Source organism: Streptomyces sp. NPDC002138 (assembly GCF_040296485.1).
Classification (GTDB): Bacteria; Actinomycetota; Actinomycetes; order Streptomycetales; family Streptomycetaceae; genus Streptomyces.
Genome location: NZ_JBEOXE010000041.1, coordinates 20492 through 36303 on the forward strand (window position 1 = coordinate 20492; position 15812 = coordinate 36303).

The window sequence follows — 15812 nt, forward strand, 5'->3', positions numbered from 1 at the left end:
AACCATTCCTTCGACTGCGTTTCGTCACAGGGGTGCCGAATTGCACGGTGAAACCCGGCGGCCGACCGGGCAGGGGGAAGTACGGCGGGCAGCCCGCGCACCCCGGAACGTCAGAATTCCGGGATGCGCGGGCTGCGGGAGATCTCCGGTCAGAGACCGGCGACACCGGCGTTGACGCCGGCGATGCCCGTGGCCAGACCGGGGACGGCCAGCGCGCCCTGGACGGTCTCCAGCGAGGTCACGCCACCCAGCACGGTGTGAACGTCGCTGGTCACGGCGCCGAGGAGGCCGCCGGAGAGGCCGAGGCCGCCGGAGACGGCGTCCAGCTCGGTGTCGGCGATCTCGCGGGTCTCGATGTCGTTACGCATGATGTGCGCACCCTTCATTTGTCTGACTCTTCATCACATGGCTTGGGCGGACCACGACATGACGGTCCGGCCGATTTCCGCGATGGCACGGACGGCGTCAACCACCCTTGCCGTAAACCACCGCGGTGGGCCGATGTAAGCACGTGAACCAGTCACCCGCCCAACCGTGTTGCCGTCTCACGGCATGCGCGGCGACCGCTGCGGAAGATGCCATTCCGATTCATTTATCGGATCACTACAGCTTCTCCACAGGATCGAGTAACAGATTCGCGCGGTGAGCCGCGCCCCACGGACATACCGGAACATAGCCGCGCCAAGCGAAGCGGACATACCCGGCATGGCGCGGAGCCGTGGAAGCGGGCCGCCCCGCCGCCCGCACCCTGTGAAGATTCTCCGAAGCCCGCTGGAGCCGACGGCCGCGGAGGCCTACGGTGGAGTTCCGGCCGTGCCGCGGCGGGACCCGCGGCGGTCGGAGCGGCCGGAGCGGCTGGAGCGGTCGGATGACGAGGCCGGAGAGGTTCTGGAAGCTGCCGTCCCTCGGGCGGGTGGGCAGTGCGGTCCGCCGTGCGCGGGCCGGCCGCCGCTGGGGGCACGTGCGGACGGTGGCGCTGCTGCAGCGCGCCCTCGGCTTCGCGGCCCTCGGCTTCCTGACCCTGGTGCCGCTGCTGATCGTCGTGTCCGCGGCGGACTCGGGCGGCGGCCAGGGCTTCGCGGAGTGGCTCGGGGACGGGCTCGGCGTGTCGGCGACCGCCCGGCTGGAGATCGAGCGGCTCTTCGCCCTGCCCGGCCAGGTGTGGCGGACCACCACGGCCTTCGGCCTCGCCCTGCTCACCCTCTTCGGCCTCTCCTTCGCCACCGCGCTGCAGAGCGGTTACGAGGCGGTCTGGGACCTGCCCCCCGCCCGCTGGTGGGCCAGGTGGCGGCACGTGCTGTGGCTCGGCGTGCTGATCGGGGCCCTGTACCTGTCGGCATTCTCCCCGCCGTGGCGCCTCTCCCCGGCCCGTGGCTTCGTCACGGTCGTCATCGGCACCCTCTTCTTCTGGTGGTCCCAGCGGCTGCTGCTCGCGGGCCGGATCCCCTGGCCCGCGCTGCTCCCCGGGGCGGTGGCCACCATGCTGGGGCTGCTCGGGCTGCGGATCTTCTCCCGGCTCGTCTTCTCACCGCTGATCGCGTCGAGCGCGGTCACCTACGGCGTCTTCGGCACCGTCCTCGTCATCCAGTCCTGGCTCGTCGGCGTCGGCGTCGTGGTGTTCGGCGGCGCGCTCCTCGGGCGCCTGCTCCACGACGAGGTGCGGCGCCGCGCGAAGCCCGCGGATCTCGGGAGCTAGTGCCGCGTACGGTGGCGCGCGCACCCGGGTGCTGTTTGGCTGGAGGAGGCGGCACGCACCACGACGCCGCCCCCGCCCCCGGACCGGAGGACAGCTCATGAGTGATCAGAACCAGCCGAGCGAGCGGGCGCGGCAGATGCGCGACAAGGCCGAGGAGCTGGAGCAGGCGGCCCAGCACGCGGTGGATCCCGCGGAGCGGCAGCGGCTCAGGGACAAGGCGATCCGCATCCGCGAGAAGAGCGAACAGGAGAACGGTCCCGGCAGCGGCACGATGGACCCCATGTAGCCGAGCGGCGCGACCCGCTCTCAGGCCTCCGGCAGGGGCGTGCGCAGGGCGCTGCGCCTCTGGTCCCAGGCCTGCCGGAGGTGGTCGGCGAGGCGGTCCTCCAGGAGGACGGTCGCCGCGCAGCCGAAGGCGACGTCGGCCTCCAGGTCCGGCTCGTCGGCGAGCAGGCCGCCGATGACCTCGTGGCGTACGACCTGCTCGTGGACGGCGTCCGCCTCGACGTGCTCGGTGTAGAAGTGCTCGGCGGCGGGCCCGGCGCCGCAGCGCCGCATGGCGTGCGCGAGCCGCCGGGAGCCGGGTGACGAGGTGACCTCGACGCACGCGAAGTGGCCGACGAGGGCCCCTCGCAGGGCCCGGTGCAGCCCGAAGAGGGACATCAGGTTCACGGTGGCGAGCAGGGGCGCCGGAGCCCCGTCCAGGTAGCGGCCGTACGCGGTGTCCAGGCCCAGGTCCGCCATCAGGTCCGCGAAGAGCCGCGCGTGGATGCGCTCGGCGCGGCCCGCGCCGAACTCGTCGTACTCGATGGCGACCATCGCGGCCTTGGCCCGGCCGGTGAGCCGGGGGATCACCCAGGCGTGCGGGTCGGCCTCCTTGAGGTGGTAGAGGGAGCGCAGGGCCGCGTACTCGCGCAGCTGCCAGAGCTCGCCCTCGGTTTCGAGGCGGTGGCTGAGGCTGCCGGAGAGGTCGACCGGTTCGACGAGGAGCGGGGCGAAGGCGTCCGCGACCGAGCGCGGGGCATCGGCCAGGTCCGCGCGCAGGGCGTGCAGGAAGCGGGCTTCCACGTCCCGGCGCAGCCGCAGCAGGTCGGGGTCCCACTCCCGGGCGTCGTCGACGCCCTCGAACCCGCGGTAGTGCAGTTCGTACAGGAGGTAGAGGGCGAGCTGGAGGTCCTCGCCCCACGGATCGGCCTTGAGCACGGAGCTGGCGGCGCACTCCGGCGGCCCGTCCGACCGCAGCGCCCTGATCACGGCCCCGGACAGCTCGCCGCGCGCCTCGGGGAGGGGCGGGCGAGGCGTGGGGGTGGCGGGCTCGGTGGTCGAGGCGGGCGCGGTCGTCGCGCTCGGGCTCGTGGTCGCGCTCGGGCCGGGAGGGGTCATCGCGGGTTCCTGTCCTCGGGCGGCGCGGCGGCGCGCTCGCGGCGGCGGTGGCTGGTGTCGCACCAGGGGTAGGCGCGGCTGCGGCGGCAGGTGCACACCGCGACCACGAAGCGGTCGGAGCGGGCGACCGTACCGTCGTCCAGGGTGATCTCGACCGGCCCCTCGACCAGGACCGGGCCCTGCGCGTCGACGGAGACCCGGCGGGCCGGCGCCTGCGCGGGGGACGGGCGGGGCGTGCTCGCGCCCGTCGGGCTGTCAGAGGTACCGGGCACGGATGACCACCAGCTCTTCCCGTTCCTCGGCGGCCGCCGCCAGGCCCTGCCGCTCCAGCCAGGCGCGCCGGGACCGCAGGACGGGACCCCACGGCACGTCGGCCCGCGCCGCGACCTCGGCGTCCAGCCGCCCCTCGGCCAGCCGGGCGACGGTCTCCTCGGCCCCGCACATCGCGGAGTGCACCATGAGCAGGACGCCGCCGGGGCGCAGCAGGCCCGGGGCGGCCGCGCAGATGCGGTCGATGATCCCGCGCCCGTCGGGGCCCGCGTCCCAGGACCGCTCCGGGCCGCGCGAGGGGAGCCGCTCGCCCGGGGCGGGCACGTACGGCGGATTCGTGACGACCAGGTCGTAGCGGCGCCCCGAGGTGCGTGCGGCGAAGTCGCCGTGCACGACGCGCAGGGGCAGTCCGCGGCGCAGCGCGTTCAGCCGGGCCGTGGCCACGGCCCGCCAGGACACGTCGACGGCCGTGACCCGGGCGCCGCGCGCGGCGGCCTGCAGGGCGAGGGCGCCGGTGCCCGTACCGATCTCCAGTACGTCCGTACGGGGCCCGAGATCCTCCTGGGCGAGCGCCTCGGCCAGGAGGCAGGTGTCCGCCTGTGGCCTGTAGGTGCCCGGCAGGGCGATCAGGCCGACGGGCAGGGTGTCCCTCGTGAGAGCCGTGCTGGTCACCTCGTACCTCCGGGGTCGAGCGCGGTGCGCGGGCGGACCGCTTCCATGGACGTCACGCTGCGACTGCCCCCGGCAGGGCGCCTCATCCGAAATCCGGCGATCTTCGGATGATCAGACGGAAAACCGCTGGTCGAGGTCGGTGCTCTGAAGCCGGGCTTCACGTGCGGGGCTCGTTCCGGCCGTGCGTCGTGTCCCGGCCGTCCGCGCTGCCCGCGCCGTCCGCGCCGTTCGCGCCGTCCGCGCCGTCCGGTGTCTGCCAGGAGTCTTCGCGGCGCCGGGCCGCGGGGGTCTGTTCGGCGGGCCGCGCGGGGGCCGCGCGCCGTGCGCTGCGGCGGCTGCCGTACCAGAAGGCGCCGATCAGCAGCACGACGACGACCACGCCGGCCAGGAGGAGGAAGAGGGAGCTCCGGCCTTCGGCCGCGAGGAATTCGTTGGCAATCATGACGCGCCCCTACCCGCGATCCGTGGTCTTACGAGGGCGGGGGTCCGAATGGCCCAGCGGCGGAATGGGCGGGCCCGAGAGGGGCGCGCTCACGTTTCGAACAGGGCTTTGCGGCCAGATGAGCCGGTGGAGCGCGTGTTCCGAAGGGCCCGGCTGTAGGAGACGATGGAAATGGCGAAGGTGTCGCATCTGCCCGGGCGGGCGGAGCACCACTGGATATGGCAGACGGACGCCGCGTGCCGGGGCGTGGGTTCGGAGGTGTTCTTCCACCCCGAGGGGGAACGCGGCCCGGAGCGCCAGGAGCGCGAGGAAACGGCCAAGGCCGTGTGCGCGGCGTGCCCCGTACGCGCCCGCTGCCTGGAGCACGCCCTGCGCGTGGCCGAGCCCTACGGGGTCTGGGGCGGCCTGTCGGAGAAGGAGCGGCGCGCGGCCGCCGAATCCGAGACGGCCGCGGCATGACCGCGCGCCGTGACACGGGTTCCGCCGACGGGTCCGGGCGGGGCGGACGGGCCGAGCCGGTCGAGCGGGTCGAGGAGCGGGCTCCCGACCGGCCCTCCGACCTGCCGGGGCGGTCCTGGTGGGCCGTACTGCGCGGGACGGTCAAGGAGTTCACGAACGACGAGCTGAGCGACCGCGCCGCGGCACTGACCTACTACGGGGTGCTCGCGCTCTTCCCCGCGCTCCTCGTGCTCGTGTCGCTGCTGGGCATGGCCGGGGATTCGGTGACCGGAAAGGTGCTGGACAACCTGCGCCGGCTGGCTCCCGGTTCGGTCCGGGACGTGATCGGCGGCGCGGTGGTGCAGTTGCAGGCCCGCAGCGGGGTCGGCTCGGTGATGGCGGTCGTGGGTCTGGTCGTGGCGCTGTGGTCCGCCTCCGGCTACATCGCCGCGTTCATCCGCGCCTCCAACGCCGTCTACGACGTGCCCGAGGGCCGTCCGCTGTGGAAGGTCCTGCCGCTCCGGCTGGCGCTCACCGTCGCGCTGATGGTCCTCGCGTGTGCCGGTGCGCTCATCGTGGTGTTCACCGGGACCGTGGCGCGGCAGGCGGGCGCCCTGCTCGGCATCGGTGACAGCGCGCTGACCGTGTGGTCGATCGCGAAGTGGCCGGTGCTGGTGCTCCTCGTCACGATCATGATCGCGCTGCTGTACTGGGCCGCGCCGAACGCCAGGGGCCGCGGCTTCAAGTGGGTGACCCCCGGCAGCTTCCTGGCCCTGCTGATCTGGATGACCGCCTCGGCCGGGTTCGCGTTCTACGTCGCGAACTTCGCCTCCTACAACAAGACGTACGGCGCCATCGCCGGTGTCGTCGTCTTCCTGGTGTGGCTGTGGATCACCAATCTCGCCGTCCTGCTGGGGCTGGAGTTCGACGCGGAGATGACCCGCCAGCGGGCGATCGCGGGTGGCCTGCCCAAGGACGAGGAGCCGTACGTCGAGCCCCGCGACACCCGGGCCTGGACCGACGAGGACCGTCACCGGATGGAGTGACGGGTGACCGTGCGTCAGCCGTCCATGGCTGTCGTGGAGTTCGCACTGCCCGTACTGCGGCAGCCGGGGTCGGCGTTCGCCCCCGGCCGTCCGCGTCGTCCTGCCTCCGGCGGCGCGGCTGAAGTTCGGTCGCCGTCGGGGTGGGGTCAGCCTGGCCAGGTACCGGTCATGCGGCGTGTGGCCACGGCTCCGGAGCGGTCGACGGCGGCTTTGACCACGGCGAAGATCGCGCCCTGGAGGGCGGCGGCGATGAGGATCTCCTTCCAGGAGCGGTCCTCGTCGGTGGCGTCGGGGGCGTCGCCCTCGCCCTCGATCAGTTTCCAGGCCTTCTTGAACGCCATCCCGGCGGCCATGCCACTGACCGCGCCCAGGGCCAGCCCCACCGGCTTGTACGCGATCGCGGACGCCTTCACTTGCGCCCCCGGCCCCGGCCACGACCCCGACGCACCAGCAAGAACACGACGAAGGCCGCGCCCAGCGCGAGCAGCGGGGTGCGGTTGGCCTTCGCCGTGGTCGCGACCTGGGCCGTCGCGTCGAGGACCGGCTCGGGGGTCTTCTGCTTCACCAGCCGCGCGGCCTGCCCGGCCGTCTCGCGGATCTGGTCGCCGACGAGGGCCGCCTTCTCCTTGGCCTGTGCCGTGACGTCGGCCTTGCTCGCGAGTGCTTCGACGGTGCGGCCGAGCTCGTCGCGGGTGTGCTCGATGCGGTGCCGCAGCTCCTCGGGCGAGGGCGTGGCGACGGAAGTGGGTACGGGAGTGGGGTCGTTGCCGCGCGACGGGTTGCTCATCGGTGGGTCCTCTCCTTGATCTCGGCCAGATCGGCCTTGACGCTGTCGATGGTCTGCTCGGGCACGGGCGGGACGGCCCGCGCGATCTGCTTCCTGCCGGCCCCCGCCATCCCGGCGGCGATCGCCGCCAGCAGCGCGGCGAAGACCAGGGCCGAGGCCCACACCGGCAGTACCAGTGCGAGGGCGGCTATGACGGCCGCGACCACCGCCTGCGCCGCCAGGACGCCGAGCAGTCCGGCGCCGCCGAGCAGGCCGCCGCCCGTCCCGAACCGTTTGCCCTTGCGGCTCAACTCCGCCCGGGCCAGGCGCATCTCCTCGCGGACCAGCTCCGAGATCTGCTCCGATGCCCGCGAGACCAGCTCGCCCACCGAGTCGTCCGCGGGGCGGGGATGCCGTTCGGCCGTACTCACGATGCGTGCCCTCCTCTCCGTCGTCCTGCTCGCTGTCCTGCTCGCCGTCGTGCCGGAAGGGGGCCCGGACCGGGTGCGTCCGGGCCCCCTTCGCGTGCGGGTCAGGCGGGGCGGCCACCGAACGGGATGTCCGGGCCGTAGTACGTGCCCAGTTCGTCGCGGTAGCCGGGGTCGGTGAGGTGCTTGTCGCGGTGGAACTCGGGAGCGTTCTTGATCTGCTCCTTCGTCCGGCCGACGAAGACCTTCTCGTTCTCCCGGTCGATCCGGATCACGGTGCTGGCGGGGAGGAGGACCTCCTTGCCGAAGATCCAGACTCCGGTGTCCACGACCAGGTAGGCGTCACCGACTTCGTCGGAGTGCTTGTCCACCTTGCCGATGCTGCCGTCGGTCGCCTCGACCTTGTACCCGGTCAGATCGGTACCGGCCAGGTGGCCCGAGGCCGACGTGTAACTCCACACATGCTCAGTCACGCGAAAACAACTCCTCCGGTAAGCGGAGGGCGGCGAGGGGTTCCCCTGCCGTCCTTCCATTTCCGTTGCCGTGCGCGGCGGTTGTGTGCTCCGCCTCCACTCCGCCTGCCCCGCCCCCGGCAAGTCATTCGCCCGGCTCCGCCGCCGCCCGGCGTTTCAAGAACGCGCGGGAGGCCAGACGGGCACCGAGCGCGTGTCCGCGTCCGAACCGTCCGAAGGGAGCCCGCCGTGAGCGACGTATCGCGTCCGCCGCGCCGTGCCCGGTCCCCGTGGCCGGGGCCGTGGCCGGAGGAGGCCGAGTGCCGTCGGCTCGGCGCGCGCCTGTTCTTCCGCGCCACCGAGGGGCGGCGCGCCGGAAGACGTGAGCGCGACGGCCCCGCCGACGCGACCGCGACCACAACCGCCGCCGCGGCCACCGCCACCGCCACCGCCACCGCCGCCAAGGAGGCGTGCGCGCTGTGCCCGGTGCAGCCGGAATGCCTGCGGCACGCGCTGGGGGCGGCCGTGCCGGACAGGGTGTGGGGCGGACTCGACGCGCGCGAACGGCGGCGTCTAGCCCGGCTGCGCCGGGCCCCTGAGGTGGTAGATGGCGAAGGCGCCGCCGATGACGGGCATGGCCACGTTGCGCACCCGGATCCCGCCCGCCGTCATGCCGTGTTCGGTCCCGGCGTGGGCGTGGCCGTGGACGGCGAGGTCGGCGCCCGCCCCGTCCATCGCCTCGGCGAGGAGGTAGCTGCCGAGGAAGGGGTAGATCTCCAGGGGCTCGCCCGCGAGGGTGTCGGGCACGGGTGAGAAGTGGGTGAGGGCGATGCGCAGCTCGGCGCCGTCCTCCCGCAGCTCGGACAGGGCCTTCTCGAGCCCTTCGGCGCAGGTGCGGGTGTACCGGATGAAAGCCTTCATCTCCGGTTCGCCGAACTCGCTGCCGCTGCGCCCGGCGAAGCCCCCGCAGAAGCCCTTGGTCCCGGCGACGCCGACCCTCGTACCGTCGATGCCGAGGGCGACGCCGGTGCCCTCCAGCACGTGCACTCCCGCGGCGGTCAGCTCCGCCGCGACGGACTCCTCCTGATCGCTCTGGTAGTCGTGGTTGCCGAGCACCGCCACCACGGGGACGTCGAGGTCCGCCACCTCGGCGGCGACCACCCGGGCCTCGTCCGGGGTGCCGTGCCGGGTCAGGTCCCCGGCCAGCAGCAGGAGGTCCGCGCAGTCGCGCAGGGTGTCGAAGGCGGGCCGGAGGGTGCCCGCGCTGCCGGGGCCGAGGTGGATGTCGCCGACCGCGGCGACCCGGATCACCACAGCTCCTCGGAGTGGTCGGGCGGCCCTGGCCGGCAGACGGTGACGTCCTCGCGCCACTCCAGTCCGGCGAGCTCCTCCGCGGCGATGCGCAGCACCTCGGCGCGGTACTCCGCGCTGGCGACGGTGCCGCGGACCATGGCTCCCGCCCCGTGGGCTTCGATGCGTACGCCCAGCTCCGCGAGGTCCTCGCGGGCCAGCCGGTCGTACAGGCGTCCGATGCGGTACTCCGTCATTCCGCGATCCGCCGTTCCGTGGTCCGTCGTTCCGTGGTCCGTCATGACATCGCCTCCCTGGCGCCGGCCCGGTCGTCCGGCCCGCACGCGTGGTCGTCCCGGACGACGACGCGGCCGTCCCGGGCGCCGCCCCGGTAGCCGATGACGCGGAGCCCCTCCAAGAGGTGGAGGAACGCCTCCGGCAGCGGCTCCGAGCGGTAGGCGCGGTCCAGCCGGTCCCAGTCGATCTGCTCCCGCAGCATGCGCGCCATCGGCAGCAGGTCCCCGAAGTCGCAGTAGTGCTCGCAGAGCGCGGCGAGGCGGCTGTCCATCAGGTCGGTGGGGGCGAGGACGGGCATCCACACCGAGTCCACCGCTTTGACGTGCGCCCGCTCCAGGAGTTCCGTACTCACCGGTCGCCGGGCCAGCTCGAAGATCAGGTCGATCTCCTCCCCGCCGGACCGTCCCTTGACGAGCCAGTCCTCGGGGGCCCGGCGCATCTCGATGCCCCCTTCCTCGAGGGCCTTGATCGCCGCGTCGGCGTCCTGCGGCCGGACACAGAAGTCGGTGTCGTGCTGGAACCGCGCGGCCATGCCGTGGCCGAAGGCGGCCACGCTCCCGGCCAGCGCGAACGGCAGCCCGGACCGCTTCAGCAGCGCGGCCACGAGCTTGGTGGTTTCCAGGATCGCCTGGGTGTGGTCCATGGGCAGGGGGCCGTCGGCGGGCGCGGGCGGGCTCAGTCCTTCGGGACGGGCCTGGCCCGGGCACGCGTCCAGTGGCTCGGGGGATGCGTTCACCGGCTTCGCGGGCGTCATGGGGAGCGGGTACCCGCCCTCGCCGCCGAAACACACCGCGTACGGATCCGGTCGGCCGGGACCCGGGGGCCGGCCGTGACGACCGGGGCGGGGCCGGGGCGGGGTCGTTACGACACGACGCCGGGGGTCGGCTTGACCAGGTGGTCGGCGGCGGCGGCCATGAGGTGCCGGGTGCGCTTCCGGTCCCCGGCGAGCGGGGCGGTGTCCATGCCCGCCCCGGACCGCAGGCCCGCGAGGAACTCCTCGATGGCGTCGGCGGAGGTGTGGGCGGGCTGCCAGGAGAGCTCCTCCCGGGCGCGCGTCGAATCCAGCAGGGGCAGCCGCAGTACGGCGTCGAACAGGTCCGGGGAGGCCGGTACGAGGTGCAGCCGCCAGGCCGCGGCGAGGGCGGCCCGGACGGGGCCCGAGGGCATCGCCAGTTTCCGCGCGTCGAAGAGGCGGACCAGCAGATCGGCGTCCACGGGCGGGTCGGCCGCCAGGTTGAACGCCCCGCGGACCGGCAGGACGACGGCCGCCCGGTAGGCGGCGGCCGCGTCGTCGGTGTGCAGGGCCTGGAAGCGCAGCCCCGGCAGGTCGGGCACCGCGGGGAGGAGCCGGGGGCGTACGAGACGGCCCGGCAGCAGCCGCCCCGCGAAGATCCGGCGCTGCTCGGAGGCAGACTGCCGCTTGAAGAGGAAGCCGGGCCGCATCCGCACCACGCGCAGGTCCGGGTGCCGCTGTTCGTAGGCGTCGAGGACGCGTTCGAGGTAGGCCTTCTCCCGGGTGTAGGCGGCCTGCGGCCAGCCGTGCGTCGGCCAGGACTCGTCCACGGCGCGGTCCTTCGGGCCGGGCGAGTAGGCGCCGACCGAGGAGGCGTGGATCAGGGCGGGCACGCCCGCCTCCGCCACCGCGTCGAACACGCGGATGCTGCCCAGGACGTTGGTGCGCCAGGTCTCGGCGGGGTGGTGGGTGGGCTGGAACTTCCAGGCGAGGTGGATCACGGCGTCCGCCCCCGCGAAGAGCGGGACCAGGTCCGCGCCGCCCGGTTCGACGTCCACGGCGTGCCACCGCGTCCTGGCGGGCCGCCAGCCGGGGACCCTGCGAGCCAGACCGGTCACGGAGTCCACCGCCGGATCCTCTGCGAGGGCCGCCACGACGCTGGTCCCCACGTTTCCGGTGGCCCCGACGACCACGACACGGAGCCCCCCGCCGCGCGACCCGTCCGCGCCGGTGCGCTCCGTGTCGGTGCGTTCCGTGTCGGTGCGTTCCGTGCCGGTGCGCTCCGTGCCGGTGCGCTCCGAGCCGGTGCGCTCCGAGCCGGTGCGTTCCGCGCCGGGCTCGCCTTCGCCGGTCTCGCCGAGGTCCGCCGCCCGTGTGCGTCGCGTCATCGCGTGACTCCTCTCCCGACCGTGCCGGCGCTCGCCGGAGCACGCGCAGAGCGCCTACCCCTGCCCCCGGCCCGCATTCGCCGGGCGGGGCGGGGCCCGGCGGGGCACGGACGCCCGTGCCCCGCCCGGGTCCGGGGCCGCGCCGTCTAGGGATGGGCGGCGTGTTCGTGGGAGGGCGGTGCGGGGGCAGGGGACGCGGGGAGCGCAGGGGAGGCCGCGGAGGTGGCCGGCGAGGGGGTGGACGCCGGTTCGGGGGGCATGTCGTGCGAGCCCATGTGGGTGGCCCCGGACTGGATGGATCCGCCGAGCCGGTTCTGGGCCGGTGCCAGGGCTTCGGCCGAGGCGGCGGTGACGACCCAGCGGGCGCCCACCAGGTACGTACCGCCGTACGTCTGCGATTCGGCCAGCCAGGCCGTCTGGCCCGCGTCGGCGGTGAAGGTGGCCATGCGGTAGGCGTCCTTGCCCGATCCGCAGGCCCCTTCGCGCAGTTCGTCCGCGTCGACCGTGACCTCGGCCGTGCAGCCGAGGGCGGTGGCGAGGTCCTGGAGCGTGAGCGAGCCGGGCGGCGCGGACGCGGCGGCCGCCCGCTGCGCCGCCTGGCCCGTGTGCGGCCGCGTCTCGGTCGGGTGCGAGGCGCAGGCGGCGCAGAGGAGGGCGAGGGAGAGGCCCGCGGCCACGGGCAGGAGGAGGCGGCCGGGGCCGCGCGGAGGATGCGGCACGGATCAGCCCGCCGCCGGGACCTTCTTGCCCGCGTCACTGACCGCGAACCAGAGCCCCTGCTTGTTGTGCCCGTTGGTCTGGCCGGGCGCGGTGTCGCCGGTGAACGTGTAGACCGGCCAGCAGTCGATCGTCAATTGCATCGTGCCGTCGGGCCGCTTCACCGACCCGACCAATGCGGCGGCGATGCCGTTCACCTTGCTCTTGTCGACTGCCGCCGCGGGCTTCCACGTGTCGAGGCAGGCGCCCAGGCAGCCGAATTTCATCGGCCAGGCACTGTCCTTGTTGAACCGGTAAAGAGTCCGGCTCTGACCGTCGACGAGAATGTTCCCGAGTTTCGCGTCATTCATGACGGACACCCCGGCGCCCTGCTGATCCCCGCCCTTTTGTTCTCCGCCCTTTTGTTCTCCGGAGTTCCCGTCCGCCGGTTTCGCCTCCGTGGCCTTCTGGTCGATGGCCTTCTTTCCGTCGGCGGCCAGCGCGTGCCACGTACCGCCGACTCCCTCGCCCTTCGCCTCGCCCGGCTGTGCGTCCTTCGCGTAGCGGTACACGGGCCAGCCCGCGAGGGTGAGCTGCCGGGTGCCGTCCGGGCGGACGACCGCGCCCAGGAGGTCGGCGGACATGCCCGCCGAGGCCGTGGCGTCGTCCGCCGGGACCGCGGGCCAGGTGGTGGCGCAGGCCCCGTCACAAGCGGATTTCGGGGGCTGGGCGGTGTCCTTGTCGAAGCGGTAGAGGGTCGCCCCGGCGCTGTCGGTGACCACGTTGCCCACCGCCTGGACGGCCCGTACGGCCAGCTGGCCGGCCGGTGCGCCCTTCCCGCCGGCGGCGAGCGCCCCGGAACCGGCGGCCGGGTCCGCCGCGGAGTCCGCGCCGTATCCGGAGCCGGATCCCGATCCGTAGCCCGAACCGTATCCGTCGCCGTTTCCGCTCCCCCCGCTCGGGGATTTCGCCCCGGCCGGCTGCGCCGCATTCGCCGTACGGAAGTTCTCGGTGTCACTTCCGCATCCGGCCGCCAACAGCACCACCGCGGCCACTGATCCCAGCATTACTCCACGTCGCCTGTTGTTCACGATGACTCCCTCGAATGAAGACGGGCGCTTTTCACGTCCTGTTCCATTCATAGGGCCCGCGGACCCCATTCCCTTCGGATCACCCGGAATTTGTCAGATCGCGCCAAACGCTGAACTACTCCTGAATACGCAGAGCGAGCGCGGGACAACGGCGCACCGCCCGCAGGGCCTTCGGGCGCAGCGGGGCGGGGACCTCCATGACCCCCTGGGCCGGATAGCCGTCGGCGTCCAGCCGGACGACGTCGGGCAGCAGGTCCACGCACAGCCCGTGCCCCTTGCACAGGGTCCAGTCCACGACGAGCCGTTCGGGGTTGGCGTCGGCGGGCAGCGGCAGGGCCCCCAGGACCCGGCGTCCGCAGCCGCTGCCCACGGCGTGGTCGCGGAACTCGTCGGGGAACACGGCGAGCGCGGAGGCCACGAAGGACGACGTACCGTCGGGGTGGCTGCACGCGCCGCGCCCGCGCACCCCGCGCATCCGGGCCTCCACCGCTTCGAGGGCGGTCCGGCCGCCCCCGCCCACGAGGTCGGCCACGGCTCCGGCGAGGGAGGGCAGCCCGCGGACGCACGGACCGCACTGGCCCGCGGTCTCGTCGGCCATCCAGCGGACCACGCGGGCCACTTCACCCGCCGGGCAGGTGTCCTCGGGCAGCGGCAGTACGGCGCCGGCCCCGAGCACCGCGTCGAACGAGGCGAGGGACTCCCGGGAGAGCACGGCCGACTGCGCGGCGCCCGGGGTCAGCCACCGGCCGTGGTAGCCGCCCACCAGCACGCCCTGGCCGGGACTGGCTCCGCACAGCCCCAGGACGTACGCCAGGGAGGTCCCCATGGGCACCTCCACCACCGTGGAGCCGGAGACCGTCAGCAGGGTCGTGCCCGGTTCGGCGGGCAGCCCCACGGACCGGTAGTCCAGCGCGCCGAGCCGTGCGGCGACGGCGAGCTGGGCGTACGTCTCGGTGTTGGACAGCAGGGTCGGCAGCCCGCCCAGCCCGCGCTCGCTCGTGCGCACCTTCTGCCCGGACGGGAGGGCCTTGCCGCCGTCCAGTCCGGCGATCAGCGCGGTCCCCTCGCCCGTGACGAACCGTTCGGGGAGCCGGGTCACGCGGACCCGGCTGCCGGTGGGGCCGCGTTCGGCCACGGCGGCGCGCGCGGAGCGCTCCACGTCCTCCCGGGTCACGCCGACGACCACCTCCTCCGCGCCCAGCGCGGCGGCGGCCAGCAGCGCGCCGTCGAGGACCAGGTGCGGGGCGTGCAGCCACAGCGCGGCGTCCTTGAGGCAACTGGGCTCCCCTTCCGTGCCGTTGACCACGACGGCGGAGCGTCCCTCGCGGCCGCGGGCGGAGCGGATGACGGCCTGGAGTTTCCGGGCGAAGGGGAAGCCCGCTCCCCCGCGCCCGCGCAGGTCCGTGTTCTCGGCCAGGGCGAGGAGTTCGTCGGGGCGGTACCGCGGCACGCTGCCGTGTACGGCGAGGTGGCCCGGCCGGTCGAGCCGGTCGGCCGCGTCGAGCCCGGCCAGCAGCCGGGGCTGCCCGACGCAGCCGAGGGCCGGGTGGGGCGCTTGCGTCACTGCCGGCCCCGGATTCCGTCGAGGGGCTCCCCGGGCCACTCCACGCCCGCCTCCTGCCCGCCCGCGCTGAACACCGGGCTGTACGGCCCGAACTGCTGCGGTTCGGGCCAGTTCGGCAGGAGGGGCATGGGCGGCGGCGCCGAGCGGCCGGCCACCACCGGCGCGGCCGCCACCCGCGGAGCGAGCGGCGGGTCGGCCTGCGCACCCTGCGCCCCGGCGCGCCGGTCCTGCTGGCGCGCCAGGCGGGCCGTCAGCCGGGCCGCGGGCTGCTCCACCGGCTGGTGTACGAACGCCCGCGCCGCGGCGGGGCGTTGGCCGGGAATCCGGGCGGGGGCCGGGGCCGGGGCCGGGGCGGCGGGACGGGCGGTCAGGGCGCGCAGCCTGGTCCGCAGCCGCAGCGCCAGCAGGACCGCGACCCCGATCAGGCACAGGGCGTAGGACACGCTCACCCAGCCACTGGCGGCGCGACCGGACTTGAGCCCGTGCACCAGGGAGGCGCCCCAGGCCGGGTACGCGCCCATGTGGAGGGCCCGCCACCACAGGGACCGGCCCTTGGTGGCGAACGCGCTGCGGACGGCGCCGGAGACCGCGACGGCGACGAAGAGGTAGCCCGCCAGCGTGCCCAGCCCGATGAGGACGGCCTGGTCCGCGTCGGCGAACGGCACGACCACCGCGGCGGCGGAGGTCCGCGATTCGGCGACCTTGACCCAGACGTGCAGGGCGAGGAACCCCAGCCCGGCGACGGCGAGGCCGCGGTGCGCGCCCTGGGCGGCTATCCGGTGGCCGGAGGCGAGCACGCGGCGGTCCGTGGCGGCCAGGCCCCACAGGACGGCGGAGGTGAGCGAGACGAGCGAGAGGACGCCCGCCCCGTAGTCGAGGAAGTCCCACAGGTGGGACAGGGCGCCCGCCTGGGCGGCCACCCCCAGGGAGACCAGGGCCGCGAGCGCGGCGGCGGCCAGGGCGCCCGGGTGCGGGCCGCCGCCCGCGGAGACCAGGGGCGGCCGTCGCAGGGCGCGGCGGCCGACCGCGGCGGCCGCGGCGGCGCCGGCGTGGCGTCGGGTGCGGCCGGCCCGGTGTGAGCGGGGCGCACGGATCTGGGACAGGGGCATCGAGTTCTCCCATACGCCAGGACCGAGCACTCCACGTCACGCGCTCGGCGC

Annotated in this window: 21 protein-coding genes and 1 pseudogene; 5 read left to right on the forward strand and 17 right to left on the reverse strand. The window is 74.3% G+C overall.

The genetic code is table 11. From position 1 onward, the window contains the following. Positions 1-149: 149 nt before the first annotated feature. The gene (locus ABT084_RS24875; RefSeq protein WP_351047883.1) at positions 150-368 is read right to left on the reverse strand and encodes a hypothetical protein; all 219 of its coding nucleotides are present in this window, start codon (positions 366-368) and stop codon (positions 150-152) included. A gap of 500 nt (positions 369-868) precedes the next feature. On the opposite strand from ABT084_RS24875, the gene ABT084_RS24880 reads away from it, so the two are divergent. Next, on the forward strand, positions 869-1696 hold the full coding sequence (locus ABT084_RS24880; protein WP_351047885.1) for a YhjD/YihY/BrkB family envelope integrity protein: 828 nt from the start codon (positions 869-871) through the stop codon (positions 1694-1696). A gap of 97 nt (positions 1697-1793) precedes the next feature. Then, the gene (locus ABT084_RS24885; RefSeq protein WP_351047888.1) at positions 1794-1982 is read left to right on the forward strand and encodes a DUF6381 family protein; all 189 of its coding nucleotides are present in this window, start codon (positions 1794-1796) and stop codon (positions 1980-1982) included. A gap of 20 nt (positions 1983-2002) precedes the next feature. Here ABT084_RS24885 and ABT084_RS24890 read toward each other — a convergent pair whose 3' ends face one another. From ABT084_RS24890 to ABT084_RS24905, 4 genes are all read right to left on the reverse strand, one after another. After that, positions 2003-3079: an iron-containing redox enzyme family protein gene (locus ABT084_RS24890; RefSeq protein WP_351047890.1), complete on the reverse strand. Its 1077-nt coding sequence runs from the start codon at positions 3077-3079 to the stop codon at positions 2003-2005. Then, the gene (locus ABT084_RS24895; protein ID WP_351047892.1) at positions 3076-3351 is read right to left on the reverse strand and encodes a CDGSH iron-sulfur domain-containing protein; all 276 of its coding nucleotides are present in this window, start codon (positions 3349-3351) and stop codon (positions 3076-3078) included. Before ABT084_RS24895 ends, ABT084_RS24890 begins: the two co-directional genes overlap by 4 nt. Continuing rightward, positions 3335-4021, reverse strand: coding sequence for a HemK2/MTQ2 family protein methyltransferase (locus ABT084_RS24900; RefSeq protein WP_351047895.1), 687 nt, complete (start codon positions 4019-4021; stop codon positions 3335-3337). Before ABT084_RS24900 ends, ABT084_RS24895 begins: the two co-directional genes overlap by 17 nt. A gap of 157 nt (positions 4022-4178) precedes the next feature. Further along, on the reverse strand, positions 4179-4463 hold the full coding sequence (locus ABT084_RS24905; protein ID WP_351047898.1) for a DUF6479 family protein: 285 nt from the start codon (positions 4461-4463) through the stop codon (positions 4179-4181). A 171-nt stretch (positions 4464-4634) separates the two neighbouring features. On the opposite strand from ABT084_RS24905, the gene ABT084_RS24910 reads away from it, so the two are divergent. Together ABT084_RS24910 and ABT084_RS24915 are read left to right on the forward strand one after the other, a co-directional pair. Next, on the forward strand, positions 4635-4922 hold the full coding sequence (locus tag ABT084_RS24910) for a WhiB family transcriptional regulator (protein WP_351047901.1): 288 nt from the start codon (positions 4635-4637) through the stop codon (positions 4920-4922). Continuing rightward, positions 4919-5947 (forward strand): YihY/virulence factor BrkB family protein, encoded by a 1029-nt coding sequence (locus ABT084_RS24915; RefSeq protein WP_351047904.1) that lies wholly within the window; start codon positions 4919-4921, stop codon positions 5945-5947. The genes ABT084_RS24910 and ABT084_RS24915 overlap by 4 nt, the downstream gene beginning before the upstream one ends. 146 nt (positions 5948-6093) lie before the next feature. On the opposite strand, the gene ABT084_RS24920 is transcribed toward ABT084_RS24915, so the two are convergent. The 4 genes from ABT084_RS24920 to ABT084_RS24935 form a co-directional block, all read right to left on the reverse strand. Further along, positions 6094-6360: a DUF4235 domain-containing protein gene (locus ABT084_RS24920; protein ID WP_351047906.1), complete on the reverse strand. Its 267-nt coding sequence runs from the start codon at positions 6358-6360 to the stop codon at positions 6094-6096. Beyond that, positions 6357-6734, reverse strand: coding sequence for a DUF3618 domain-containing protein (locus tag ABT084_RS24925; RefSeq protein ID WP_351047909.1), 378 nt, complete (start codon positions 6732-6734; stop codon positions 6357-6359). Before ABT084_RS24925 ends, ABT084_RS24920 begins: the two co-directional genes overlap by 4 nt. Then, positions 6731-7144: a phage holin family protein gene (locus tag ABT084_RS24930; protein WP_351047911.1), complete on the reverse strand. Its 414-nt coding sequence runs from the start codon at positions 7142-7144 to the stop codon at positions 6731-6733. Before ABT084_RS24930 ends, ABT084_RS24925 begins: the two co-directional genes overlap by 4 nt. 101 nt (positions 7145-7245) lie before the next feature. After that, positions 7246-7614, reverse strand: a complete 369-nt coding sequence (locus tag ABT084_RS24935) for a PRC-barrel domain containing protein (RefSeq protein ID WP_351047914.1) — start codon at positions 7612-7614, stop codon at positions 7246-7248. Between ABT084_RS24935 and ABT084_RS24940 the strand changes: the two are divergent. Next, a pseudogene (locus tag ABT084_RS24940) lies at positions 7603-8157 on the forward strand (WhiB family transcriptional regulator); the annotation flags it as partial. The gene ABT084_RS24935 and the pseudogene ABT084_RS24940 sit on opposite strands and share 12 nt — an antisense overlap. A 9-nt stretch (positions 8158-8166) precedes the next feature. Here the strand turns inward: ABT084_RS24940 and ABT084_RS24945 are convergent. The 8 genes from ABT084_RS24945 to ABT084_RS24980 form a co-directional block, all read right to left on the reverse strand. After that, a complete protein-coding gene (locus ABT084_RS24945; protein ID WP_351047917.1) occupies positions 8167-8904 on the reverse strand; it encodes a metallophosphoesterase family protein in 738 nt (245 codons plus the stop codon). Further along, entirely contained in the window at positions 8901-9140 is a 240-nt protein-coding gene (locus tag ABT084_RS24950) for a hypothetical protein (RefSeq protein ID WP_351047919.1), read from the reverse strand. The genes ABT084_RS24945 and ABT084_RS24950 overlap by 4 nt, the downstream gene beginning before the upstream one ends. A 41-nt stretch (positions 9141-9181) precedes the next feature. Then, positions 9182-9934 carry a nucleotidyltransferase family protein gene (locus ABT084_RS24955; RefSeq protein WP_351047922.1) on the reverse strand — a complete coding sequence of 251 codons (753 nt, stop codon included), beginning with the start codon at positions 9932-9934 and terminating at the stop codon, positions 9182-9184. A gap of 107 nt (positions 9935-10041) precedes the next feature. Then, the gene (locus tag ABT084_RS24960) at positions 10042-11106 is read right to left on the reverse strand and encodes an NAD-dependent epimerase/dehydratase family protein (RefSeq protein WP_351048016.1); all 1065 of its coding nucleotides are present in this window, start codon (positions 11104-11106) and stop codon (positions 10042-10044) included. 341 nt (positions 11107-11447) lie between these two features. Further along, positions 11448-12020 (reverse strand): hypothetical protein, encoded by a 573-nt coding sequence (locus tag ABT084_RS24965; RefSeq protein WP_351047924.1) that lies wholly within the window; start codon positions 12018-12020, stop codon positions 11448-11450. A 3-nt stretch (positions 12021-12023) separates the two neighbouring features. Further along, positions 12024-13064 carry an SCO0930 family lipoprotein gene (locus ABT084_RS24970; protein ID WP_351047926.1) on the reverse strand — a complete coding sequence of 347 codons (1041 nt, stop codon included), beginning with the start codon at positions 13062-13064 and terminating at the stop codon, positions 12024-12026. A 139-nt stretch (positions 13065-13203) separates the two neighbouring features. Beyond that, positions 13204-14652 carry an NADH-ubiquinone oxidoreductase-F iron-sulfur binding region domain-containing protein gene (locus ABT084_RS24975; RefSeq protein ID WP_351047929.1) on the reverse strand — a complete coding sequence of 483 codons (1449 nt, stop codon included), beginning with the start codon at positions 14650-14652 and terminating at the stop codon, positions 13204-13206. Beyond that, a complete protein-coding gene (locus tag ABT084_RS24980) occupies positions 14649-15761 on the reverse strand; it encodes a hypothetical protein (protein ID WP_351047932.1) in 1113 nt (370 codons plus the stop codon). Before ABT084_RS24980 ends, ABT084_RS24975 begins: the two co-directional genes overlap by 4 nt. Positions 15762-15812: the final 51 nt, after the last annotated feature.